Source organism: Myceligenerans halotolerans, from assembly GCF_054782975.1.
On record NZ_BAAGRL010000012.1, the window covers coordinates 76047 to 99839 of the forward strand.

Consider the following 23793-nt stretch of genomic DNA (forward strand, 5'->3'; position numbering starts at 1 on the left):
GGCTTCCGCGGCATCGTCCAGGCATCGAACAGTGGAGCCCAGCGGTCACTATCGCCCGGCCGCCGGACACGCCTGCAATTCTCGGCATTGTCAGCGTGTCCCTACGGTTCGGCGTCGGATAGGTGACGAGGTTGCGCAGTCGTGCATTGCACGCGGTGCGGCATTACATCGTTGGCGCGGCTTGGATTTATTGGTCGAATCCAATGGTCGTCGAAACGTTCCGGATGGTTGCAGAAATTCGCCCACTGTGGGTCGTCGACATACGCAACTCCGGGTGTTGATGGCCGTCGTCGTGTGACGCCGACCCCCTGACCTGCGCGTTCGCCCAGCGCAGAATCCGTCAAATAGCGATTTACCCCTTCCATAGTGTGACTTGGAGCACTAGCCTCGAATCACCACGGGTCGAACCGAGTGGCCCGTGCGAGATGCAAGGAGAAGTGCATGGCCCAGGGCACCGTCAAGTGGTTCAACGCAGAGAAGGGGTACGGCTTTATCACCCCGACCTCCGGCGGGCAGGACCTGTTCGTCCACTACAGCGCGATTCAGGTGGACGGTTACCGCACCCTCGACGAGGGACAGGCGGTCGAGTACGAAGTGGGGCAGGGTCAGAAGGGCCCGCAGGCAGAGATGGTCCGCCCGCTCTGATCTGAGTCCCCGGACCGGTTTCCCCCTGGCCGGTCTCTCCGATCGACGGGACGGCGTGCGGCCCCGACCCGCTCGCCGCCCGTCCCGTCATTCGTCCCAGGCTCCGACCCATGAGGTCGGGGCCTCTTCGCGTGCGAGCGCGACGGTGCCCTGTCGAGGTGTCGTCGACTCACCGGACCGCTGCTCACGGGCGCCGCCCGGAAGCCACCCGCAGCACCGGCCCGTGGTTCGATGAGGTCATGACCGTGCTGGATGCCGTCGTCGTCGGCTCCGGGCCCAACGGGCTCGCTGCCGCCGTCACGCTCGCCCGCGCCGGGCTCGGCGTCCGAGTGCTCGAGGAGCAGTCCTCGATCGGCGGCGGTGCGCGCACGCTCAGCGGTGCGGACCTGGCCGAGTCGGCGCCGGCGCCGGAGCCGTCCGGCACGTCCCTGCCTCTGCTGGGCTCGGACCGTACGACGGGCGCGGACCTGCGCTTCGACCTGTGTTCCGCGGTGCACCCGATGGCGTGGGCGTCGCCGTTCTTCCGGGCGTTCGGCCTGGCGGACCGGATCGAGCTCCGCACGCCCGAGATCTCCTACGCCCAGCCGCTCGACCCGGCCGGTGGATCAGGTGATCCGCGTGCCGGACTCGTGTTCCGCGACCTCGACCGGACGGTCGCAGCCCTCGGGGCCGACGGCGCCGCCTGGCGCGCGCTCGTCGGCCCGCTGGTCGACCGGTGGCCGTCGGTGACGGCCCTGGCCATGGGCGACAAGCGCGGCCTTGTCACACCCCTGGCCGCACACGGCCTCGGCCGAGAGGCCGCTGGCGCGCTACGGGCCGCGCTCGCCTTCGGGCCTGCGCTGATCGAGCAGGGGACCGGCCTCTGGAACCGCCGGTTCACCGGCGACGTCGCCCCGGCGCTCCTCACCGGCGTCGCCGCGCATGTCATGACGCCGCTGCCGTCGCTCGCCGGCGCCGGTACCGCGCTCCTCCTCGGCGCTCTCGCACACGGCCCGCTCGGCTGGGCGCTGCCGGTCGGCGGGTCGGGGGCGATCGTCGACGCGCTGGTCGCGGACCTCCTCGCGCACGGCGGCGAGATCGAGGCCTCGCGTCCCGTCCGCACCCGGGCCGACCTCCCGCCCGCCCGCACGTACCTGTTCGACACGGCGCCCGGCGTCGTCGGGAAAGTCTTCGGCGATCGCATGCCGCCGCGATCCGGCGCCGCGTTGCGGCGCTATCGGTTCGGGGGCGGGGCTGCCAAGGTCGACTTCGTGCTGAGCGGTCCCGTGCCGTGGTCCGTGCCCGACGTCGGACGCGCGGCGACCGTGCACCTCGGCGGGACCCGCAAGCAGATGGCCGAGGCGGAAGCCACCGTCGCCGCCGGCCGCCATGCCGCACACCCGGTCTGCCTGCTCAGCGACCCGACGGTGACCGACCCGGCGCGCGAGATCGGCGGCCTGCGCCCCCTGTGGGCCTACGCCCACGTGCCCGCGGGGTCAGAGCGCGATGTCACCGAGGACGTCATCCGGCAGGTCGAGCGGTTCGCGCCGGGGTTCCGCGACGTCGTCGTGGCCGCGCGCTGTGTGCCGGCCGCGTGGATGCCCGCGCACAACGCGAACTACGTGGGCGGCGACATCGGAGCCGGGGTGGCCACCATGCCGAGGATGCTCGCAGCGCCCGGCCCGGTGGGGACGCGCTGGGACCCGTACTCGACCGGGGCCGAGGGCATGTACCTGTGCTCGGCGGCGACTCCTCCCGGACCGGGGGTGCACGGGATGTCGGGCTGGCACGCCGCCCGTCGCGCCCTGCTCCGTGAGTTCGAGATCCGCCGCCCGCCGGATCTGTCGCCGCCGTCGACCTGACCATGTCGTCGGCAGCACGGTGACGACCACGCCATCGTGTGTGGTGGTTGCGCAACCACCACACGCAATGGCGTGGTCGTCGCGTCGTCAGTGTGTTTCGCGTCGTGCTCGGCCGCTCGGCCGCTCGGCCGCTCGGGCCGGGGTGAGGCTCGGTATCGATGTCAGCTCGGCGGGCGATGGGAGCGGCGGCGGGTTGGGTGTGGCGGCGGGTTGGGTGTGGCGGGGATCGGGCCAGGCTGTGGCAGGCGTGGCTGTGGCGGGAGCGAGTCTGCTTGCACTCTCGGGGGGAGAGTGCCAATAATGTCTTAGCACTCTCGTGCTGAGAGTGACAGAAGGGCCGGTAGGTGAGGTCTGTTCCCCTGGGCGAGACGTGATCGTCCAGGGAGCGGCCGTCCGTCGCGGGCGCCGAGCCGGTTCACGAAAGCCACCAGCGGAGGATCCATCCCCATGGCCAAGATGATTGCCTTCGACGAGGAAGCTCGTCGGAGCATGGAACGCGGGCTCAACCAGCTCGCCGACACTGTCAAGGTGACGCTCGGCCCCAAGGGCCGCAACGTCGTGCTCGACAAGAAGTGGGGCGCCCCCACCATCACGAACGACGGCGTCTCCATCGCGAAGGAGATCGAGCTCGAGGACCCGTTCGAGCGGATCGGTGCCGAGCTCGTCAAGGAGGTCGCCAAGAAGACCGACGACGTCGCGGGTGACGGCACCACCACTGCCACCGTGCTCGCCCAGGCGCTCGTGAAGGAAGGCCTGCGCGTCGTCGCCGCCGGTGCCAACCCGATCGCCGTCAAGCGCGGCATCGAGAAGGCCACCGAGGCGGTCACCGAGCAGCTGCTCAACTCGGCCACCGAGGTCGAGACCAAGGAGCAGATCGCCTCCACGGCCGCCATCTCGGCCGGTGACCCCGCCATCGGCGAGCTCATCGCCGAGGCCCTCGACAAGGTGGGCAAGGAAGGCGTCATCACCGTCGAGGAGTCGAACACCTTCGGCCTCGAGCTCGAGCTCACCGAGGGCATGCGCTTCGACAAGGGCTTCCTCGCGCGCTACTTCGAGACGGACCCCGAGCGCCAGGAGGCCGTGCTCGAGGACCCGTACGTCCTGATCGTCGAGTCGAAGATCTCGAACGTCAAGGACATGCTCCCCGTCCTGGACCAGGTCATGAAGCAGGGTCGCGCCCTGCTCATCATCGCCGAGGACGTCGAGGGCGAGGCCCTGGCGACCCTGGTGCTGAACAAGATCCGCGGCACCTTCAAGTCCGTCGCCGTCAAGGCCCCGGGCTTCGGCGACCGCCGCAAGGCCATGCTCCAGGACATCGCCATCCTCACGGGTGGTCAGGTCATCTCCGAGACCGTCGGTCTCAAGCTGGAGAACGCCACGCTCGACATGCTGGGCACCGCCCGCAAGGTGGTCGTCACCAAGGACGAGACCACCATCGTCGAGGGTTCGGGCGACGCCGAGCTCATCTCGGGCCGCGTGAACCAGATCCGCAGCGAGATCGAGAAGTCGGACTCCGACTACGACCGCGAGAAGCTGCAGGAGCGCCTCGCCAAGCTGGCCGGCGGCGTGGCCGTCATCAAGGCCGGTGCGGCCACCGAGGTGGAGCTCAAGGAGCGCAAGCACCGCATCGAGGACGCCGTCCGCAACGCGAAGGCCGCCGTCGAGGAGGGCATCGTCGCCGGTGGTGGCGTGGCCCTGATCCAGGCCGGCGCCATCGCGTTCGAGAAGCTGGACCTCGAGGGTGACGAGGCCACCGGTGCGCAGATCGTGCGTGCCGCGATCGACGCCCCGCTCAAGCAGATCGCCGTGAACGCCGGCCTCGAGGGCGGCGTCGTGGCGGAGAAGGTGCGCGGGCTGGAGCCCGGCATGGGCCTGAACGCCGCGACCGGCGTGTACGAGGACCTGCTCGCCGCCGGCGTGAACGACCCGGTCAAGGTCACGCGCTCCGCGCTGCAGAACGCCGCGTCGATCGCCGCGCTGTTCCTCACCACCGAGGCCGTCGTGGCCGACAAGCCGGAGAAGGCCTCGGGCGCTCCGGCCGGCGACGGCGGTATGGGCGACATGGGCGGCATGGGCTTCTGAGTCCACGCCACCCGCGTTCGACGGAGGCCGTCTCCCCGCGAGGGAGGCGGCCTCCGCCGCGTCCGGCCTGGGCGGCGGAGACACCACCGTGCACGATGTCCCGAGACAGGACAGGGAGTTCGAACTGCCGATCGCCCACGAAAGGACCGACCGGGTGAGAAGCCGCCGGCGCACCACACCCGCCTGGGCGGTCCGCTCTGGCCGGGCGGATGCTGGTCGGGGGGGGGTTTCCGCGTGGTCGGGCAAGTGATCGCCCGACCACACGGACCTCCCCCGACCATGCGCAGAGCGCCCGACCGCGCGGGATCGTGAGCCCGCCCCACTCAGCTCACAGTCAGCCGAACAGGCGGGTCGCGGCGAGTTCCGCGTCCGTGTAGGTCCGGGCCGCCTGGGCCAGCGCCACCTGGATCGCGTCCAGGGCCGACTCCACCTGGGACTGGGCGGCCCGCCACTGCGTGACGGTGCCTGAGAACGCCGTCGCGGCGCCGCCGGTCCACGTGCCCTGTAATGCATCGAGATTCCGCATCATTCCCTCGACCTCGGCCCGCACGGCCGTCACCGACGCGGCCACGGCTCCGCTCGCCGCGTTCATCTGCTCGCTGTCCACCTGGTACTGCATGGTTCCCCCACTTCCGCGGTCACCGGGACCGCCGTCGTCGTGCGTACACCTGATCCGAGCCGTCCTGACCCGTCCGATCCTCGGTCCGACGTATCCGCCTCCCGATCTGCGGGTCGACGGATCTGCATTGCAGTTCCGCGATCCGGCGGATCTGCCTGCTCCGGCCCGGCCGAACTGCCGCGGTCCGGCGATCCGTCCCCGATCCTCGGCCGACAGGCCTTCCCGCCGATCCAGGGACGGTGAATCGCTGCGCCGGGCCGGCAGCTCTCGAGCTCGGGCGGCCCGTGCAGCACGCTAGGTCTTGCTTTGCCTGCCCGCTCCGACGGGCCGGCGGCCTGTGGATGACTCGCGCCCTGTGGTCGGTGTCGAACCTGCGGGTTGGCGTCGTAGTAGTCCGTCGAGCAGGCTTCCCACTTGCCGCGCCGCTCGCCGCGTCAGCCTCCGCCCCACACACCGCCCGCGACGGGTGCCGAACATTCACGGCGCTCTCAGGAAAGTGTCAGACTCGCGCCGCACACTGAATTCATGGCGACACCAGAGGCGCGGCTCGTCGTCGTCGACGACGAGCCCAACATCCGCGAACTCCTTGCCACGTCCCTGCGATTCGCGGGTTTCGAGGTGCATGCCGCGGCGGACGGCAACGGCGCGCTCCAGCTCGTCCGGGACCTGGACCCGGACCTCGTGGTGCTGGACGTGATGCTCCCCGACATGGACGGTTTCACCGTGACGCGCCGCATGCGCGCCACGGGCAAGCACGCCCCCGTCCTCTTCCTCACCGCCCGCGACGACACCCAGGACAAGATCCAGGGGCTGACCGTCGGCGGCGACGACTACGTGACGAAGCCCTTCAGCCTGGAGGAGGTCGTCGCGCGGATCCGGGCAGTGCTGCGCCGCACCGGTACCCCGGTCCCCGAGGACGAGGCGATCCTGAAGGTCGGCGACCTCGAGATGGACGAGGACTCGCACGAGGTGCGGCGGGCCGGCATCGAGATCGACCTGTCGCCCACGGAGTTCAAGCTGCTGCGCTACCTCATGCTCAACGCGGGCCGGGTGCTGTCCAAGGCGCAGATCCTCGACCACGTCTGGCAGTACGACTGGGGTGGCGACGCGAACATCGTCGAGTCCTACATCTCCTACCTGCGCCGCAAGATCGACCACCTGACCGTGGACGGTGCGGGTGGGCCGGTCGAGCTCCCTGCGCTCATCCACACCAAGCGGGGAGTCGGGTACCTGTTGCGCCCGGCGGCCTGATCCCATGGCCGACGACACCCGCCGGTCCGCCGCGGCGCCACCCGGCGAGACCCCGCGGGGCGACGAGGCGTCCGCCACTGACGAGGTGCCCGCGATCGGCAACTCGCCCACGACCGGTAAGGCGTCCGCTCCCGGCAAGGTGCCCGTCACCGACAGAGCGTCCGCGACCGCCGAGCGGTCGCCCATCACCTTCGACGCGTCCTCCGACATGACGATGACCGGAACCGAGGCCGGTGCCGAGACTCCGCCCGGCACGACTCTGCCCGGCGCGACTCCGTCCGGCACGGCGGCGTCTTCCGCGGCGTCCGGCCGCCGGCCGGCACGCGCGGAGGACGTCGAGCCGGCGCCCGGCGGTGGTCTCGGCGGCTGGATCGCCGCCGTCCCCCTGCGGGCCCGGCTCGTGGCGATCACGGCCTTTCTGCTGGCCGCCGGCCTGATCATCACGGGCTTCCTGGCGCGCGGGATCGTCGGCGAGTATCTGGTCGGCCAGGTGGACGCACAACTGGAACGGCAGGGGCCGACCCTTGCCAAGGACGTCCTGAACTATGGAACCGCGACGACCCTGCCGAGTGACTATTACATCGAGTACCGGTGGGCGGACGGCAGCTTGCGAACCCCGCGCGACGAGCGCGCGGTGGAGATCTATGGCATCCCAGACATACCAGATCTCACGTATGACGAGACGGTGGAGCGCAAGGGGGAGCCGTTCACGGTCCGTGCGATCAAGGGCTCGGAAGCCGCGACGAGATGGCGTGTCTACCCGCTGGTGAACGCGGACACGACGGACAGCAGCGCGGTCCAGAGCGCGTTCGTGGCGCTCCCCCTCGCCAGGGTCGACGCTGCGCTAGAACTCCTCTCCCGCATCCTGGTCCTCGCCGGTCTCGGGATCGTGCTTCTCGGGTTCGCTCTCGCCTGGATCATGATCGAACGCTCCCTGCGCCAGCTGCGGGAGATCGAGACCGCCGCTGCCTCCATCGCCGCCGGCGACCTGTCCCAGCGGGTGCCGAGCCCGCCTCCGTCCACCGAGGTCGGGTCGTTGGCCGAGTCGCTGAACACGATGCTGGCGCAGATCGAGACCGCCTTCTCCGCGCGTGAGGCGTCCGAGGCCCGCATGCGGCAGTTCGTCTCCGACGCGTCGCACGAGCTCCGCACCCCGCTCGCGACCATCCGCGGGTACGGCGAGCTCTACCGGATGGGTGCGCTCGACGGTCCGGACGGTCCCGACGGAGAGCGCGTCGCCGACACGATGGGCCGTGTCGAGGACGCCGCCCGGCGCATGGGCATGCTGGTGAACGACCTGCTCGTGCTCGCCCGCCTCGACGAGGGGCGCCCGATCGCCCGCGCGCCGGTCGATGTCGTCGTCCTCGCCCGGGAGAGCGCGCAGGACCTGCACGCCCTCGACCCGTCGCGCGAGGTCCGCCTGGTCGGCCTGCCCGCGGCCGACGACGGCGGAGGCGGCGGGGTTCCGCGTGAAAGCGGCCGACTCGCCGCCAGCGGCTCCGATGCCTCCGACGACGGCGCCGGGCAGAGTCGCGCCCACCGAAGTGACCCGGCTCACCGGACTGACCGGGCCGGCCCGACCGATACGGCCGGCCCCTCTGATCCCGCGAGTCCTGCCGATCCAGCCGACCCGGCGGGCCCTGCCGACCCCGCCACGTCCGCCGTCGTCGGCCCCGTGATGGTCGAGGGCGACGACGACCGGCTGCGGCAGGTGCTCACGAACCTCATCGGGAACGTCGCGCGGCACACGCCCGCGGGGTCTCCGGCCGAGATCGCCGTCGGGCACGGGCCGGACGGGCAGGCCGTCATCGAGGTGCGCGACCACGGGCCCGGCGTCGCCGACGAGCACGCAGAGCGGATGTTCGAGCGGTTCTACCGCGCGGACTCGTCGCGCAACCGGGAGTCGGGCGGGTCCGGGCTCGGCCTGGCGATCGTCTCGGCGATCGTGGAGGCCCACGGCGGCCGCATCGACGTCGCCCCGACGCCCGGCGGCGGCCTGACGGTTCGCGTCACCCTGCCCGGCGGATGATCGGTCCGTCGTCGAGTGATCGGCAGTTCGAACTGCCGATCACTCGACGACGGACCGATCACAGCTCCGGCCGGTCGCGCCGGGACCGGTCGGAGCCGGCGTCATACCGGCGAGCAGGGGCGGAGCGTGCGCCGGACAGGGGCGCGCGGTAATAGGCTGGGTGTGGTCAGCCCCACACCTGGCCTCCAGAGACACGTACCCGAATCGAAGGTCTGATCGCATGGGCGTCATGGCGCCGGAGTGGTACATCTCCTCGTTCGTCCGGAGCGCTTCCGGGATCGGCGCGACGGCGCCCACGGAGGAGATCGAACGGGTCGGGGAGGACCTGGTCGAGCGCTGGTCGGGCGCCGACCGGCACTTCCACGACCTGCGGCACCTGGGGGCGGTCCTGCACCGGGTGGACGAGCTCGCCGAGGAGACGCACTCGCCCGACGTCGTCCGGCTGGCCGCCTGGTACCACGGCGCCGTGTTCGACGCCGCCTCCAAGACGGCGTACGCCTCCAAGGGCGGGGAGCAGACGTCGGCCAGTGCGGAACTGGCGCGCGCCGAGCTGACCGGGCTGGGCGTCCCCGCCAAGTTCGCCGATCGTGTCGCGAACCTGGTCAACGGGCTGCTGCGGCATGCCCCGGACGTGACGGACGTCGACGCGTGCGTCCTCAACGACGCCGACCTGGCGATGCTCGCGGCCGAGCCGCAGCGCTACAAGGAGTACACGGCGCGGGTGCGTGCCGAGTACGAGCACATCCCGCTGCGCCACTACCTGGCCGCTCGGATCAAGATCGTGTCCAAGCTCCTGGCGCGTGAGTCGTTGTTCTGCTCGCCGATGGGCGCGGCCTGGGAGGAGGCGGCGCGGCAGAACCTCGACGCGGAGCTGCACCGGCTGCGCAAGAAGCAGGCCGCCCTGGAGGCCGACAGCAACTGACGTGACTGACGGAACCGGCCACAGGCGCGGGGCCCGAGGCCGCCGATCCCCGGCCACGGGTCGCCGACCCTGGCCGCCGGAAGCGTAGCGATGGAGCCCGCAGGCGAGGTGCGAGCCGAGGACGACGGAACCCGGCGGCCCGGGAGTGACAGTACTTGCCCGGGAATTACAGGTACTTGACCGGGTCGAACTCCTCGATCGGGATGATCCGCACGCGTGGCAGGAGCGTGGTGAACGCGTCGGCATCGCCCTCGAGGTCGTACATGTGCAGGCCGTGGCCCTCGAGCTCGGCGAGGCGCGCGTTGACGAACTCCCGGAAACCCAGCAGGCCGACGCGACGGTCCTCGTCGTCGAGGAGATCCTCGATCTGCGGCAGGAAGTCGCCGTCGTGGCTGGCCAGCAGCACGTCGCCGGGGCGTTCGCGCAGGGCCTCCAGCGTCCGCTGGATACCGACGTCGACCACCTTCTCCGAGCCCTGGGCGGCCAGGGGGATCGGCCGGTATCCCATGGCGAGCAGGGCCTGGACGAACGGCATCGGCATCTGGCCCGACGTGGCGTTCAGGAAGAACAGCGCCACGACGTCCTGCGACCAGACCTTCTGCGCGAACGCCGAGATGCGGTCCCAGCGCGGTCGCTCGTCCGGGGCAGGCCTGCGGTTCAGGACGTTCATCCCGAGGGTCGCGTCGATGTTCTCGCCGTCGACGATGAGGTAGGTGCGACGCGGCAGAGCCTGCGCTGACGGAGCGGACATGGACCCCAGCGTAGTCGTGGATGTACGTTGAGCGACCGTGCTTGACTCCGAGTTTTCCGACAGCCCCGTGGCCCTGGCCGTCGCGCCGCGGATCACGGTGATCCAGAACGACCATGACGTCCCCATGGACCGCTTCGCCGCGCGCCTGGGACCGGGCGTGCGCCTCGTGCTCGCGTTCGCCGGCGAGGCGATCCCCGCGGTGGACGACGTCGGCGACGCGCTCGTCGTGCTCGGCGGGACGATGTCGGCCTACTCCGACGACGAGGCGCCCTGGCTGCCCGCCGTCCGCGACCTCCTCGCCGGCGCCGCGCGCTCCGGCGTGCCGACGCTCGGCATCTGCCTCGGCGGGCAGCTGCTCGCCGTCGCGGGCGGGGGATCAGTGCAGGTGGCAGCGCCTCCGGGACGTGAGGCGGGAGCAGCCGCCATCGCCTGGCGCGAGGCCGCGCTCGCCGACCCCGTCACCGGCCCCGCGCTCGCGTCGGGTTCCGGGAGCGGGGACGCCGAAGGCGCTCACGCGGCCGGTCCGGACACCGTCGCCGTGACGCGGGCCGTGAGCATGCACGCCGACGCCGTCGTCGAGCTGCCCGACGGCGCCACGTGGCTGGCCTACAGCGACATGTACCCCTACCAGGCGTTCCGCTGGGGCTCGGCGCTCGGCGTGCAGTTCCACCCCGAGGCCGGCCCGGACCTCGCGGCCCGCTGGGCGGCCCAGGCGGACGACGTCGACGACGCGGCCGTGATCGCCGACATCCAGGCGCACGCCGACGAAGCGGCCCGGTTCGGCGACAGCCTGGCGGACGCGTTCGTCGCGGCGATCCACCCCACGAACGCGCGGAACTGATCGCGCGGGAAGCGCCCCGCCGAACCGTCACCTGGGATCGCTGCGGTCGGCCGCCTGTCGAGCGGTCGGTCCGTTGTCCGTGCGGTCGGCACCTCGAGGGACCGACCGCACGGACAACGGACCGACCACACATCCGTGTGCCCTGACTGCTCGGCGGCGGCTCAGACCGCCCTGCCGGAACCGAAGCCCCCGCCGCCGAAGCCTCCGCCGATCCCGCCGGTCCGCACGTGGTGCGGCGAGCGCGTGAGCAGGCCCAGCAGGCCGCCCCGGGTTCCGGCACCGGCGCCGTGCCCGCGCCGGCCCTCGAGCGTGAGGGTGATCCCGGCGAGCGGCATGCCCCGGGGCGAGTCGCCGGCCGCGGCGTCCCGCATGGCGGCCGTGAGCGCCTGGTAGGCGTGCGTGTCGGCCCGCTGCGCGAGATCCAGCGCGGCGGTGCGGTCCGCACGCGCCCGCGCGTTGCGTGCCGCGGACGTCAGGCGCACCGCCTCGGAGTGGCGCATGCGCGCATCGGGTCCGACGGCGCCCCGACGGGTGGTGATCAGCGTGTCGACCTGGCGGAGCCGCACCTCGAGCCGGCTCAGCGTGTCGCGGACCAGCGCCGCCGCGCGGGCGTCGATCTCCGAGGTGTCCCGGTGCCGCGCCAGCGCGCGGTCCAGGGCGGCCTCGGCCGCGGCGATACGGGCCAGCAGGGCGAACGGGTCGGCCGTGTCGCGGGTGACCTCCACCTGCTTGAGCGCGGCCCGGGCCGTGGTCCGGGCCATCGCGGCCTGCGGGTCGCCGCCCGCGATCCGCTCGGTGTCGGCGACGTCCTGGGTGAGCGACGCGACCGCCTTGTCGAGCCGCGGGAGGGCGTCGGTCAGGTCGGCGCGCGCCGACTCCGCTTCCCGGAGCAGCCGCTCGGCCTGGCCCAGCGCGTTCTGCGCACTGCGGGCGGCCGCCGCGGCGAAGGCCCGGTCCCGCTTCGCGCTCGCGGCACGGCCCGTGTCGATCGCCCGCCGCGCGTCGTCGACGAGGTCGTCGGCCAGCTCGGCGTTGTCGGCCACCGGCTTCACGGCGTCCGCCGGGAACTCGTCGGAGAGGGCCGACAGCTCCTCCCGGGCCCGCTCGATCCGCCGGTCGAGCTCACCGGCCCGCTGCCAGGTCTCGTCGAGGAGCCGGTTCGCGCGGGGCTTCAGCCGGCGGAGGTCCTCGAGCGGTGCCGTACCCGAGTCGAGCAGCGCCGACGCCTCGGCGCAGCCGACCAGCACCCGGTGCGCGAGGTCGCGCGAGGACGCCTCGTCGGCCGACAGGAGCTCGACGCGCAGGGCGAAGGCCTCCTGCGCCCGCTCGGCGGCGTCGGCGAGGACGACCTCGAGGTCGTGGATGCCTCCGCCGTGCGACTGCCCTCGTGCCAGCTCCAGCTCCTGCGCCGAGGTGCGCAGCGCGTCGTCGAGCGTGACGAGCACCTCGTCGACCCGGGCGGCGAGCTCGTCGTCGGACAGGCTGTCGTCGGGGACGTCGCGGTCCGTACGGGAACGGTCGGCCGGCTCGTGGCCCGGGCGGGAGGGGTCGGCGAGGCTGCCCTCGGCCGGGCTGTCGCCCTCCAGGTCCGACGGCGCGCCCGCGGCGGCCGGTACTGCGGAGGAAGCCGCGGCCGGAGCCCCTGCGGCCCGATCGCCCGCAGCGGGATCGCCTGCGGCAGGATCACCTGCGGCGGGACGGGCTGTGCCTGGACCGGCAACGCGCGGATCGCCAACGCCCGGACCGGCTGCGCCCGGACGTGCAGCACCCGGTTCGCCGGCAGCGCCAGGACGCGCGACCTCCGGACTACCGATGCCCGGACCACCACCGACCCCCGGACCCGCCACCGCCGGAGCGGCCACAGCCGGACCGGCGGCGGGCCAGGCGGGAGCGGCCGGCGCGGCGGTCGCGAACGCGTGCGCGGACGCGGCGGGAACCGCGGCCGCCGCACCGCCGGCCTCCAGCGCCGCATCGCCGGTCTCCAGCGCGTTCCTCGCGCCCGCTCCGCCCAGCCCGATCGAGCCGCCGACGGCGACGGGCGTTCCCCGCTCCTCCGGAGCGTCCCAGCCGTCCCAGCCGTCCTGGTCGTCCTGCGACTCCGGGTCGGCGGACAGGGCCGGCTCGCCCCCCGGCCGCCGGTGGCGCAGGTACCACCAGCCGGCGGCGAGCGCGGCACCGAGCGCGACGACGCCCAGCAGCGCGAGGACCGTCCACCAGGGCGACCCGCCGGAGTCCTGCGTCTCGAGCGCGGCGTCCGCGGCCTCGGTCGCGGCGCCGGCCCAGTCGCCGTCGGCCACGGCGCGCTGGGAGGCGGCGATGATCGACGCGTGGTCCCGGCTCGACACCGGCCCGTTGACGTCCACCGACAGGCCCTGGATGTGGTCCGCCGTCGCGATGGCGAGCAGCAGTTCCTCCGGTGTGAGGCCCGACTTCGTGGCCGTCGCGTCGGCCCAGTCCTCCGGGGGGATGCCGTCGAACGTCTCGAGGTACACCACGAAGAGCCGCAGCGACGTCTGCGCCTCGACGGCGGCGACCGCCTCGGCCACGCGCTCGTACTCCGCGGTGGAGAGCACTCCCGCCTCGTCCGTGACGGGCATGTCGACGACTATCGGCATGGCTGACGGCAGGATGTCCTGCATCGTGGCGGCCTGGGCCTTGGCGGACAGGAGGGCCGTGCCGGTGGGGGTCGGCTCGGAGGGCTGGTCCTGGTCGGCGCCCACGACGCCGGCCTCGGCGTGGTCGGTCAGCGACGCACCGCCGATGGCGAACGCCGCGCTGAACAGCCCGATGAGGACACCGCCGGCGATGACGCCCGCGAGGACGGTGCGCCGGGAGGACGTCGTCCCGGCGCGCGCATCCGGGGCCGGATGATCGGGAGGGGCGAGGGTCTGGGTCACGACAATGATGGTCGCCCGCGGCCGGGTGGCCCGCAAATCAGAAAGGGTGATATGTGAGTGGTGTCCACTACAATCACCCGGTCACGCCGCCAGCAGGTCCTCCGCGTCCACGATGCGGTACGCGTAGCCCTGCTCGGCCAGGAAACGCTGCCGGTGCGCGGCGAAGTCCTGGTCCACCGTGTCGCGGGCGACCACCGCGTAGAAGTGCGCGGTACGACCGTCCTCCTTGGGGCGCATGATCCGGCCCAGCCGCTGCGCCTCCTCCTGCCGGGACCCGAACGCCCCCGACACCTGGATCGCCACCGACGCCTCCGGCAGGTCCACCGAGAAGTTCGCGACCTTCGACACCACCAGCCGCGAGATCTCGCCGCTCCGGAAGGCGCCGAACAGCTTCTGCCGCTCCCGGACCGTCGTCGCCCCCGTGATGAGCGGCGCGCCCAGGTGCGCGGCCAGCTCCTGCAACTGGTCCACGTACTGCCCGATCACGAGCACCTGGTCGTCCGGGTGCCGCGCGACCAGGGCCTCCACCACGTGGTTCTTCCCGGGCACCGACGCGGCCAGCCGGTACTTGTCCTCGGGCTCGGCCGTCGCGTACGTCATGCGCTCCGACTCCGGCAGCGTCAGCCGCACCTCCACGCAGTCCGCCGGTGCGATGTAGCCCTGCGCCTCGATGTCCTTCCACGGCGCGTCGAACCGCTTGGGTCCGATCAGGCTGAACACCTCGTCCTCCCTGCCGTCCTCCCGGACCAGCGTGGCGGTGAGGCCCAGCCGGCGCCGTGCCTGAAGGTCCGCCGTCATGCGGAAGATCGGCGCCGGGAGCAGGTGCACCTCGTCGTAGAGCACGAGGCCCCAGTCGCGGGCGTCCAGCAGCTCGAGATGCGTGTACACGCCCTTCCGCTTCGTGGTGAGCACCTGGTAGGTGGCGATGGTGACCGGCTTGATCTCCTTCTTCGCGCCCGAGTACTCGCCGATCTCGTCCTCGGTCAGCGTCGTGCGCCGCACCAGCTCGTCGCGCCACTGCCGGGCGCTGACCGTGTTGGTCACCAGGATGAGCGTCGTCGTCCCGGCCCTCGCCATCGCGCCGGCCCCGACGATCGTCTTGCCCGCGCCGCACGGCAGCACCACCACGCCCGACCCGCCGTGCCAGAACCCCTCCACCGCCTGCGACTGGTACGGCCGCGGCGCCCACTCCCGCGGTTCCTCGCCCGGCGCCCGCGGCGTGGTGACCGGCGTCAGCGCGATCGGGTGCGCCTCGCCGTCGACATATCCCGCGAGGTCCTCGGCCGGCCAGCCGAGCTTGACCAGCACCTGTTTGAGATGGCCGCGCTGGGAGGGGTGCACCACCACGCTCGCCTCGTCGATCCGCTCCCCGACCAGCCCCGCCGTCCGCTTGCTGCGCAGCACCTCCGTGAGCACCGCCTTGTCGGTGGCGGCCAGGACCAGGCCGTGCGTCGGGTGCTTCTGGAGCTGGAGGCGGCCGTACCGGGCCATGATCTCCGCGACGTCGACCAGCAGCGCGTGCGGCACCGGGTAGCGGGAGAACTCGAGGAGCGTGTCGACCACCTGCTCGGCGTCGTGCCCGGCCGCGCGCGCGTTCCACAGCCCCAGCGGCGTCAGCCGGTAGGTGTGGATGTGCTCCGGAGCGCGCTCCAGCTCGGCGAACGGCGCGATCGCCCGGCGCGCGTCCGCCGCCTTCGGGTGGTCCACCTCCAGCAGCAGCGTCTTGTCGCTCTGGACGATGAGCGGGCCGTCGGCCATGGGGTTCTCTCTCTCGTTCCGTCGTGGTCGGCCGGTTGTCGGATGATCGGTCCCCCGAGCGACCGATCATCCGACATCGGACCGATCATCCGACAAGGGACGCATCTACAGCTCGTCGTCGGCGGCCGAGACACGGGCGACACGATGCACCGCCACCGTGATCTCGGCGTCGCGGGCCGGATCGACGGCACGCAGCCGGCCGCCTTCGAGGCGCAGCGGGCGCAACGTGCGCCGCTCGAGCTTCCCGGCCGCGCCGACCACGTCGACCCGCACCAGCAGCCCGTCCCGGACCGCCTCGCGCAGCAGAGCCAACCCGTCCGCGTGCGGTTGTGTTCCCGCGGGCGTGTCGGTGCCCGACGGCGGACGCGGCGAGGTCGCGTGCGTGGCGTCCCCGGAGCCCGGGGTGCCCGGCCCGGGCGCCCGCCCGTCGGCGTCGTCCACGCGAAGCCCCGCGACGAGCGCGGGCAGGTCGGGCTCGGAACGCACCGGCGGGCCCGCCGCGACAACACCGCCCCGCGCCGCGTGGGGGGCCGTGCGGGCCGACCACGAGGCGGGCGGGCGCGCGCCGCGCGGGTCCCCGGCGCGGCGGTGCCGCACGTCGAGCACCCGGCCGTCCGGCCCCTCCAGCGCGGAGACCACGCCCCGCTCACGCAGCGTCTCGTGCAGCAGCGCCGGCGGCACCGACGCCACCAGGACCGTCGGCGCGAGCCGGACGAGCCCCAGATGCGCGAGCGCGGGGTCACGCTCCAGCCCCGCGAGCGTCACCTCGTCCGCCGCGCGCAGGTACGACGACGCCACGCCCACCCGCACCGCCCCGTGCCGCCGGGCGGTGTCGCGCACCAGGTACTCCAGGGGCTGCGGCACCGGAACCGGCGAGTGCCGGGCGAGCGCCGCGAGCAGGTCGTCCGCCGAACGCCCCCGGTCCAGCGCGCGGGTGACCGACGCCGCCGAGAACCGCACCGTCGTGGCCGCCCCGCGCGACTCCGTGTCCGCCGCGATCTCGACCAGGCTCGCCAGTTCCCGCGACGGCCGTCCCGGCACGACGCCGGTGAGGTCCCCCTGCAGCAACATCTCGTCGACCTCCGCGGGAAGCACCCCGCGCAATGCCGCGACAAGCGGATCGCTCCCGCCCGCCGGCCGGGACGCGCCCACCGGCCGGGAGCCTCGCGGACCGCCAGGGCCGTCCCGCCCGGGCGGGACGCCCCCGGCCGCCGCGTCGGCGGGAACGACGGCGGGCGCAACGGCCAGCAGGGCCCGCCCCGGAGGGGACATCGCGCCGGCACCCGTCAGCCCCAGCCACGACGCCTCCGACAGCAGCCCGCGCACCGCGCGTTCCGGCGGAGCGTTGCGGGGCGCCTCCCAGGTCAGCACGGCGACGACGTCGTCGGGCGACAGCGCATTCTCGCGCGCGGCGAGGACCCGCAGCACCGCGGCCCGCAACCGCGGCGCCCACCCACGCTCCAGGCCGGGCGAGAGCACGGACCGCAACGCCCCGGTCTCGTCCCGCGTCCCGGCCCGCCACGGGGTGCGCTGCGACGAGACCCACGCGCGCGCGAGCACGGCCCAGCGCTCGGCGTCGTCCAGCTCGGACCACACCGCGTCCAGCGGCACGAACGACGGCTCGACCTCGCCGTCGTCCCGGATCAGCCCCGCCTCGCCCGCGATCTCCGCGACGAACGACGCCGCCTCCTCGTCGCACTCCAGCCGCATCGCGAGCCGGCGCAGGTCGCGCACACCCAGGCCGCCCGACCGCAGCACCCGAGGCGGATCGTCGGACCAGGCGGACAGCAGCACCGTCACGCGCCGGACGAGCTCCAGCGCGGCGCTCGCGGACTCGGCGGCGACGGTCTCCGCGGGGACGGATCTCCCGGTGGGCTCGGGGCGCAGCGCGGGCGCGCGGTGCGTGCGCCCGTCGCGGAGCGCGAGGCCCACCTCCCTGGTCAGGAGCACGTGCTGGGCGTCGGCGCGGGCCAGCAGGCCATCGGCCACCAGGGCGTCGACGGCCTCGCGCTGCCGGGTGCCCGCGGGCGGGAGGCGCCCCGCGGGCGGACCCCACACGAGCGCGTCCAGGACCGCGCGCTGGTCCGGCGAGGTCGTGCAGATCCGCTCGGCCAGGGACCGGCCGGGATCGATCACCGGGCCGCGGGCCGCCGGGCCGAGCCCGGCGGGGTAGTGCCCGAAGATCTCGTCCAGCCCGGGGGAGGGCCGCAGGACGCCGTCGTCGTCCCAGAGCAGGGCGGCGGTCACCGCGATGTCGACGGCCTCGTGGAGCTGCTGCCGGGCGTCGACCGACGGCGTCCTGTCGCCGGGTGGGGCGGTGTCCGTCCCGCCCGTCCCGCCCGTCCCGCCCGCCCCGGCGGGCGATTCCGGCGCGTCGGCGCCGAGGGCGCGCGCCAGTTCGTCGCGCGGGATCCCGCCCAGCGCCGTGACCGCCTCGACAGCCTGCAGCACCAGAGCGTCCACGCGGGCCAGGGCGCGTTCCAGCGAGGTGTGGCTGGACGCGCGGGCCGCCAGGGACCGGAGCGTGGCGGGGGACGGGACGGCCAGGTCACCGCGTGCGCGCAGGAGCGCGACGAGCGCGGTGTCCGAGCGCTGCCGGAGACCCTCGGCGAAACGCCGGGTGGCCGATGCGGGCGCCTCGGGAAGCGATGAGGCCATCCTGCCAATGCTACGTGCCGTACCTTGGGGTTCCTTCAGGCGGGATCCGAGGGGTCCGGCCCGGTCCAAGGGGCTCGGCCCCGCGGTTCCGGGAAGGATGCGCCGAATGGATGCGACGTACCTCGCGCCGGACCGGTAACCTTGTTCTCTGGTCAGCAGTTCCCTACGCGTGCGTAGGACGAGCTGCGGCCGCCCCAGTCCATCACGGCGAGCCGGCTCGCCGCGTAGCAGGAGAAGGTTCAGGTGCCCACCGGCAAGGTCAAGTGGTTCGACGCCGATCGTGGCTTCGGTTTCATCGGGAGCGACGACGGCGGTGAGGTGTTCCTCCATGCCTCTGCGCTGCCCGACGGCGTGGTGCCCAAGCCCGGAGCGAAGGTCGAGTTCGGCGTCGCGGACGGGCGCAAGGGCCCGCAGGCGCTGGCCGTCCGCGTCCTGGACGCCGCGGTGCCGTCGGTCGCCAAGAACAAGCGCACGTCGCCGGACGACATGGCCGTGATCGTCGAGGACCTGCACAAGGTGCTCGATGCCGCGGCGGAGAGTCTGCGCAGGGGGCGCTATCCCGCCAACTCGGAGAAGATCGCGAAGATGCTGCGCAAGGTCGCGGACGACTTCGCAGCCTGACCGACCACCCGTGAGGCTCACTGTGACGACGACAGCACCCGCCCGGCGCGCTACCGCCCGCCGGACCACCAGGACCAGCCGCGACACCGTACTGAACGATGCCGTCGAACTGGCGCGCGCCGCGGCCCAGGAGGTCGCGGAGGACCCGTCCGACGTCGGCGAGCACCTCGGCACCTCCCTGGAGGCCGACCGCGTGGTGTCGCACCGCTTCGCGGCGACGATGAGGGGCTACCGCGGCTGGCACTGGACCGTGACGGTGGCCCGCATCCCCCGCAGCCGTACGGCGACGGTCTCCGAGGTGGAGCTCCTGCCCGGCGACGAGGCGATTCTCGCGCCGGCGTGGGTCCCGTGGGCCGAACGGCTGCGCCCCGGAGACATCGGCTCGGGCGACGTCCTGCCGTTCCGCGCCGACGACCCGCGCCTGGAGCCCGGCTACACGCCGACCGGTGATCCCGACGTCGACGAGGTGGCGATCGACGAGCTCGCGCTCGCCCGCGCACGCGTCCTGTCGCCCGAGGGGCGCGACGCGGCGGCCGAGCGGTGGTACCGCGGCTCGCAGGGGCCGACGTCGCCCGGCGCGGTGGCCTCCGCGTCCGAGTGCCTGAGCTGCGGCTTCCTCATCCCGCTCGCCGGGCCCATGGGCCAGCTCTTCGGGGTCTGCGCGAACGAGTGGTCGCCCGACGACGGCAAGGTCGTCTCGCTCGACCACGGCTGCGGCGCGCACTCGGAGACCGACGTCGAGTCCCGCGCGAGCGACTGGCCGGACCAGGCCCCGCTCGTGGACGACGGCGCGATCGAGGCCGTCGCCGCCGAGGACTGACAGTGCTCTCCGGCGCCGGCGGTTCGCGTCCCCGGTCTTCGCAACCTTGTCCGGCGGCCCGGAACCGGTGGCGTCGGACCGGGACGTGACGGACGTCGGCGCCGGCCGGGAGAGACCTTCTCGGATGACCGCTCAGCTCTTCTGCCGGCGGGCCCAGAGGATGCCCGGCGCGCCCAGGGCGAGCCCGGTGCCGCAGATGGCGACGGCGGACCAGTTCCCGGTGCCCGCCAGGACCATCACGAGCGAGACGACGAGCGCGACGGCCCAGATCGCCATGCCGGCGAGGAGGGCGCGGGCGAGGTTCGCGCGCGGGGCCGGCGGGCTGGGGCGGCGTCGTTCCGGATGCGCCAGGAGCTCAACGATGGTGGGCACGGATCCAGTCTAGGGAGCCTGTGCGGCCGGCCGGATGTCGTGTGGTCGGTTCCCCGGGCGGCCCCGGGCGGCCCCGGGCGGCCTCGGGCGGCCTCGGGCGGCCTCGGGCGGCCTCGGGCGGCCGACCATCCGACATCCGGCCGACCACATCCGCCCGGGTGGGGTCGTCGTCCTGTCAGCGCGGTGGCCAGAGGGGGCGTGGGGCGATCGCGCGGAGGAGTGGTGCCAGACCGCCCGTGATCTGGTCGAACGAGGCATGGTAGGCGGCTCCCGAGCGCCCGTAGGGGTCGACGACGTCGTCGTCGTGCGGCTCTCCGGCGTGCCGGCGGCGCTGTCCGAGAGCGAGGGGGACGAGCGCGGCGAGCCGGGCGGCGTCGTCGGGCAGGGACGACGGGTCGAAGTCCCCGGGCGGGACGGTGCTCACGAGGCGGCCGAGCTCGCGGAGCGTGAGGGTGCGGCGTACTGCGGCGGGAACCTGGTCCACCACCCAGGCGCGGTGCCGCACGGTGAGGGCGAGGATCAGGTCCGCCTCCTGGATCATCGCGGGGGTCGCCTGCCGGGCGGCGAAGCGGGTGACGTCGCCGCCGGCGGCGGCGACGAGCTCGGCCATTCGTTCCGGAACGGGGCGGCCGACCAGGGCGCTGGTTCCCGCGCTCGCCACATGAACGGAATTGTCGAGCCGGCTTGTCAGCAATGCCTCGGCGGCGGGCGATCGGCAGATGTTCCCGGTGCAGACCGTGAGCACGTTGTACGGCATGGCGCCGACCATACAGGTCGCGCGATACCGCTATCACGCTTGCCCAGGACCGGTCGTGAGACCGCCGGTAACGTATCGGGCGGCGGCATATTCGGCAGGAGATATCAGCCTTGAAGGTCTGATGTGGCAGACGTGCGGAATGTCGGATCGAGAATTCAGATTCCGGGCAGGGGGCCTGTGACACATCCGGGGTGGGGCGAGAAATGGGCGGGCGCGCCGCGGCTCGTCGTGGAGCCGGGACGCCGGACCGGAGCGGAGCACCTGCCGGCATCGGCCGGTGGCACCGGTAGTGGGGTGCGGCCACCGCATGGGCAGGTCCCCTTCTGGAACGCGCGACGTCGTCGGGCACTGCGCGTCGCCCTCCTGGCGGTCGCCGTCGCACTGTTCCTTCTCACCCTGATGGTCGCCTGGGTGGCCGTCGACGCCCTGCGGGCGCGGGCCGCGCTGGCCGGCGCCGCCGCCGACATTGCCGCGCTGCGGGAGGACGCCCTGTCCGGGCGGACCGACGAGCTCGACCGGCAGATCGCCGACCTCCAGGAGGACGCGAGGCGGGCCCACGACGCCACGCGCGGGCCGCACTGGTCCGTGGCCCGCGAACTGCCGGGGGCCGGCCCCACGGTCGAGGCGGTCGCGACCATGTCCGAGGTGATCGACGAACTCGCGCGCAGCGCACTGCCAGATCTCGCGCGGAGCGCGGAGCTCACCGACCCGGGGACCTTCGTCCCCGAGAACGGACGGGTCGACCTGGAACCGCTGCGCCGCGTGGCGCCCTACCTCGTCCGCGCCGACCGGTCCGTGGGCCTCGCCACCGAGCGCGTCGAGAGGCTGGACGGGGTGATGCTGCCGCAGGTCGGCGCCGCCGTCGACGGCCTCCGCGACGAGCTCGACGGCCTGCGGACGACGACGGCGACGGCCGCGCGGGCGGCGGACGTGCTCCCACCGCTGCTCGGGGCGGACGGACCACGGGACTACCTCCTCCTCGTGCAGAACCCGGCCGAACCCCGCGCCCTCGGCGGCATCGCGGGCACCGTGCTCCTGCTGCGCGCCGTCGACGGCGAGGTCACCCTCGTGGACCAGCTGCCGGGCGGCATGCTCGGTCCGTACGACGAGCCCGTGCTCCCGCTGACCCCGGACGAGCAGTCGGTGCTGGGCACCCGTGGCGAGGTCGGGCGCTGGATGCAGAACGTGACCATGACGCCGGACTTCCCGCGCACGGCCGAACTGGCGCGCCAGATGTGGATGCGCGAGACCGGACAGCGGGTCGACGGCGTCCTGACGACGGACCCGGTGGCGCTGGCGGCGCTGCTGCGCGGCAGCGGGCCGGTCGACGTGTCCGAGGGCGTGCGGATCGCCCCGGACGAACTCACGGACTACCTGCTCCACGACGTGTACTTCGAGCACGAGGACCCACGCGCACAGGACCTGATCTTCGCGCGCATCGCCAGGCAGGCGTTCGACCGGATCCTGGCCCCGAGCGGCGAGACCGCGGAGGGCATGGTGGCGGCGCTCGCCGACGTCGCACGCCAGGGTCGGTTGCTGGTGTGGTCGAGCGACGACGCCGTGAACCGGCGGCTGGCCGGCACGGTGGTCGACGGCTCCCTGACCGGGGTCCGCGACGGCTCCCCGGTGGTGGGCGTGTTCACCCAGGGGATCAACATGGCCAAGATCGCCTACCACCTCGACACCAAGGTCGACGCGGCGGTGGTCGCGGAGCGCGCGGACGGCTCGCGCGAGCTGGCCGTGACCGTGACGTACACGTCGACCGTTCCGGCGGACCAGGTCGCCGCGATGCCGGAGTACTTCGTCGGGTACGACGAGGAGAACCCGGGAGAGATCCGGCTGCGTTCCCTCGTGTACGCGCCCGCGGGCGGATGGATATCCGGTGCGCGTTCGAATGATCGGGAAACAGGACTTACCCCAAAGAAGCAGGGCGAATTCTCGGTGGCGTCGCGAGACATTGAGATTTCGCCCGGCGAGACAGCGTCTGTCACCTATGCCATGATCACCGGGAAGCATCAATCCGGAGACATCATTCTTCGTGTCACTCCGGGCCCCAGGCCCGCGGATATCACGATTTCGAATGGCCTCCCGGGTGCAGCTGAATGACGTGGATCGGGCGCCGGCTGGAATAGGCAAGGCTCCGAGAGTCAGGTGCCTTAAAGCACCTTCACGCAGCAGAACGCAATCACAGGGGAAAGAGCAATGCTTCGACGCATTATCGCCGCTGCCTTCACGCTCGCGGCTCTCACCATGCCCGCCGGCGCGACGAGCGCCGTGGCCGACGAGTACGGCCCTGCCGACCACCCGTGCACCATCGAGCTGAGCAACGGGGTCGTCCCGGCGAACGCGACCGCCACCGTCCAGGTGACCTGCGACGAGGACGCCATGGAGACGTTCGACGCGGCCGGCGGGGGCACGGTCGCGACGCCCGCGATGGCCGACGGGGACGTCCTGGCGACACCCATGGTGGCCGGCGAACTCACCATGGCGACCCTCATGGCGGCGGCCGGGCTCGCCATGGCGCCCGACCACGAGACCGTGACGCTCATGGTGGCCGACGACGACGGCGAGGTCGTGCACAGCACAGCCATGGGCGCCCCCGTCGACGGCCCCGCCGAGCCCGAACTCCCGAGCCTGCAGCCGGGCGACTACACGCTCATGCTGGCCGACGAGGACGGCACCGAGTGCGCCGACCGGGCGCACCTGAGGGTGGCGCCGATGCCGCCGGGCCGCGACGTGACGCCGGGCGGCGGGGCCCTCGCCGCGACGGGGGCGACCGGGCTCCCGTACCTGGCCGTGGCCGGCGGCCTCCTGGTGGCCGGTGTCACGGCCCTCGTCGCGCTCCGCCGGGCCCGCGGCAGGGCCTGATCCACGAAGCCGGCACCCACGCGTTCTCCTCCGGCCGCGGTGATCCCGGTCGACCTGACGT

Annotated in this window: 18 protein-coding genes; 11 read left to right on the plus strand and 7 right to left on the minus strand. The window is 73.1% G+C overall.

Features of this window, described 5'->3' with window-relative positions:
• The first annotated feature begins 441 nt into the window (after nucleotides 1–441).
• The 3 genes from ACYVK5_RS09520 (at nucleotide 442) to groL (ending at nucleotide 4568) form a co-directional block, all read left to right on the plus strand.
• Nucleotides 442–645, plus strand: a complete 204-nt coding sequence (locus tag ACYVK5_RS09520; RefSeq protein WP_192861768.1) for a cold-shock protein — start codon at nucleotides 442–444, stop codon at nucleotides 643–645.
• A 239-nt stretch (nucleotides 646–884) separates the two neighbouring features.
• On the plus strand, nucleotides 885–2486 hold the full coding sequence (locus ACYVK5_RS09525) for a phytoene desaturase family protein (protein WP_460704203.1): 1602 nt from the start codon (nucleotides 885–887) through the stop codon (nucleotides 2484–2486).
• A 447-nt stretch (nucleotides 2487–2933) separates the two neighbouring features.
• Nucleotides 2934–4568, plus strand: coding sequence for a chaperonin GroEL (gene groL, locus ACYVK5_RS09530; protein WP_460704205.1), 1635 nt, complete (start codon nucleotides 2934–2936; stop codon nucleotides 4566–4568).
• Nucleotides 4569–4902: 334 nt separating this feature from the next.
• Here groL and ACYVK5_RS09535 read toward each other — a convergent pair whose 3' ends face one another.
• Nucleotides 4903–5187, minus strand: a complete 285-nt coding sequence (locus ACYVK5_RS09535; protein WP_460704207.1) for a WXG100 family type VII secretion target — start codon at nucleotides 5185–5187, stop codon at nucleotides 4903–4905.
• Nucleotides 5188–5712: 525 nt separating this feature from the next.
• Between ACYVK5_RS09535 and ACYVK5_RS09540 the strand changes: the two genes are divergently transcribed.
• The 3 genes from ACYVK5_RS09540 (at nucleotide 5713) to ACYVK5_RS09550 (ending at nucleotide 9389) form a co-directional block, all read left to right on the plus strand.
• Entirely contained in the window at nucleotides 5713–6438 is a 726-nt protein-coding gene (locus tag ACYVK5_RS09540; protein ID WP_460704209.1) for a response regulator transcription factor, read from the plus strand.
• Nucleotides 6439–6442: 4 nt separating this feature from the next.
• Nucleotides 6443–8467, plus strand: a complete 2025-nt coding sequence (locus ACYVK5_RS09545) for a sensor histidine kinase (protein ID WP_460704211.1) — start codon at nucleotides 6443–6445, stop codon at nucleotides 8465–8467.
• A 220-nt stretch (nucleotides 8468–8687) separates the two neighbouring features.
• Nucleotides 8688–9389 (plus strand): HD domain-containing protein, encoded by a 702-nt coding sequence (locus tag ACYVK5_RS09550; RefSeq protein WP_460704213.1) that lies wholly within the window; start codon nucleotides 8688–8690, stop codon nucleotides 9387–9389.
• Between the two features lie 166 nt (nucleotides 9390–9555).
• Here the strand turns inward: ACYVK5_RS09550 and ACYVK5_RS09555 are convergent, their stop codons facing one another.
• Nucleotides 9556–10140, minus strand: a complete 585-nt coding sequence (locus tag ACYVK5_RS09555; protein WP_460704215.1) for an NYN domain-containing protein — start codon at nucleotides 10138–10140, stop codon at nucleotides 9556–9558.
• Nucleotides 10141–10177: 37 nt separating this feature from the next.
• Between ACYVK5_RS09555 and ACYVK5_RS09560 the strand changes: the two genes are divergently transcribed.
• Nucleotides 10178–10981, plus strand: coding sequence for a type 1 glutamine amidotransferase (locus ACYVK5_RS09560; RefSeq protein ID WP_460704217.1), 804 nt, complete (start codon nucleotides 10178–10180; stop codon nucleotides 10979–10981).
• Between the two features lie 161 nt (nucleotides 10982–11142).
• On the opposite strand, the gene ACYVK5_RS09565 is transcribed toward ACYVK5_RS09560, so the two are convergent.
• From ACYVK5_RS09565 to ACYVK5_RS09575, 3 genes are all read right to left on the minus strand, one after another.
• Nucleotides 11143–13878 carry a TPM domain-containing protein gene (locus ACYVK5_RS09565; protein WP_460704219.1) on the minus strand — a complete coding sequence of 912 codons (2736 nt, stop codon included), beginning with the start codon at nucleotides 13876–13878 and terminating at the stop codon, nucleotides 11143–11145.
• Nucleotides 13879–13959: 81 nt separating this feature from the next.
• A complete protein-coding gene (locus ACYVK5_RS09570; protein ID WP_460704221.1) occupies nucleotides 13960–15636 on the minus strand; it encodes a DNA repair helicase XPB in 1677 nt (558 codons plus the stop codon).
• 105 nt (nucleotides 15637–15741) lie between these two features.
• On the minus strand, nucleotides 15742–18294 hold the full coding sequence (locus ACYVK5_RS09575) for a helicase-associated domain-containing protein (protein ID WP_460704224.1): 2553 nt from the start codon (nucleotides 18292–18294) through the stop codon (nucleotides 15742–15744).
• 243 nt (nucleotides 18295–18537) lie between these two features.
• On the opposite strand from ACYVK5_RS09575, the gene ACYVK5_RS09580 reads away from it, so the two are divergent.
• Nucleotides 18538–18915 carry a cold-shock protein gene (locus ACYVK5_RS09580; protein WP_460704226.1) on the plus strand — a complete coding sequence of 126 codons (378 nt, stop codon included), beginning with the start codon at nucleotides 18538–18540 and terminating at the stop codon, nucleotides 18913–18915.
• A gap of 22 nt (nucleotides 18916–18937) precedes the next feature.
• A complete protein-coding gene (locus tag ACYVK5_RS09585; RefSeq protein WP_460704764.1) occupies nucleotides 18938–19735 on the plus strand; it encodes a DUF3027 domain-containing protein in 798 nt (265 codons plus the stop codon).
• Nucleotides 19736–19867: 132 nt separating this feature from the next.
• On the opposite strand, the gene ACYVK5_RS09590 is transcribed toward ACYVK5_RS09585, so the two are convergent.
• Entirely contained in the window at nucleotides 19868–20107 is a 240-nt protein-coding gene (locus ACYVK5_RS09590) for a DUF2530 domain-containing protein (RefSeq protein ID WP_460704228.1), read from the minus strand.
• 175 nt (nucleotides 20108–20282) lie between these two features.
• Nucleotides 20283–20864: an arsenate reductase/protein-tyrosine-phosphatase family protein gene (locus ACYVK5_RS09595; RefSeq protein ID WP_460704230.1), complete on the minus strand. Its 582-nt coding sequence runs from the start codon at nucleotides 20862–20864 to the stop codon at nucleotides 20283–20285.
• A 177-nt stretch (nucleotides 20865–21041) separates the two neighbouring features.
• On the opposite strand from ACYVK5_RS09595, the gene ACYVK5_RS09600 reads away from it, so the two are divergent.
• Together ACYVK5_RS09600 and ACYVK5_RS09605 are read left to right on the plus strand one after the other, a co-directional pair.
• Nucleotides 21042–22970 (plus strand): DUF4012 domain-containing protein, encoded by a 1929-nt coding sequence (locus ACYVK5_RS09600; protein ID WP_460704232.1) that lies wholly within the window; start codon nucleotides 21042–21044, stop codon nucleotides 22968–22970.
• A 96-nt stretch (nucleotides 22971–23066) separates the two neighbouring features.
• A complete protein-coding gene (locus ACYVK5_RS09605) occupies nucleotides 23067–23732 on the plus strand; it encodes a hypothetical protein (protein ID WP_460704234.1) in 666 nt (221 codons plus the stop codon).
• The last annotated feature ends 61 nt before the right edge of the window (nucleotides 23733–23793 follow it).

What these genes read in the sequence shown, in the direction of transcription:
- ACYVK5_RS09605 (WP_460704234.1), top strand. Translation starts at nt 23,067, where the DNA reads ATGCTTCGACGCATTATCGCCGCTGCCTTCACGCTCGCGGCTCTCACC.
- ACYVK5_RS09555 (WP_460704215.1), bottom strand. Translation starts at nt 10,140, where the DNA reads ATGTCCGCTCCGTCAGCGCAGGCTCTGCCGCGTCGCACCTACCTCATC.
- groL (WP_460704205.1), top strand. Translation starts at nt 2,934, where the DNA reads ATGGCCAAGATGATTGCCTTCGACGAGGAAGCTCGTCGGAGCATGGAA.
- ACYVK5_RS09535 (WP_460704207.1), bottom strand. Translation starts at nt 5,187, where the DNA reads ATGCAGTACCAGGTGGACAGCGAGCAGATGAACGCGGCGAGCGGAGCC.
- ACYVK5_RS09570 (WP_460704221.1), bottom strand. Translation starts at nt 15,636, where the DNA reads ATGGCCGACGGCCCGCTCATCGTCCAGAGCGACAAGACGCTGCTGCTG.
- ACYVK5_RS09575 (WP_460704224.1), bottom strand. Translation starts at nt 18,294, where the DNA reads ATGGCCTCATCGCTTCCCGAGGCGCCCGCATCGGCCACCCGGCGTTTC.
- ACYVK5_RS09540 (WP_460704209.1), top strand. Translation starts at nt 5,713, where the DNA reads ATGGCGACACCAGAGGCGCGGCTCGTCGTCGTCGACGACGAGCCCAAC.
- ACYVK5_RS09525 (WP_460704203.1), top strand. Translation starts at nt 885, where the DNA reads ATGACCGTGCTGGATGCCGTCGTCGTCGGCTCCGGGCCCAACGGGCTC.
- ACYVK5_RS09595 (WP_460704230.1), bottom strand. Translation starts at nt 20,864, where the DNA reads ATGCCGTACAACGTGCTCACGGTCTGCACCGGGAACATCTGCCGATCG.
- ACYVK5_RS09520 (WP_192861768.1), top strand. Translation starts at nt 442, where the DNA reads ATGGCCCAGGGCACCGTCAAGTGGTTCAACGCAGAGAAGGGGTACGGC.
- ACYVK5_RS09550 (WP_460704213.1), top strand. Translation starts at nt 8,688, where the DNA reads ATGGGCGTCATGGCGCCGGAGTGGTACATCTCCTCGTTCGTCCGGAGC.
- ACYVK5_RS09545 (WP_460704211.1), top strand. Translation starts at nt 6,443, where the DNA reads ATGGCCGACGACACCCGCCGGTCCGCCGCGGCGCCACCCGGCGAGACC.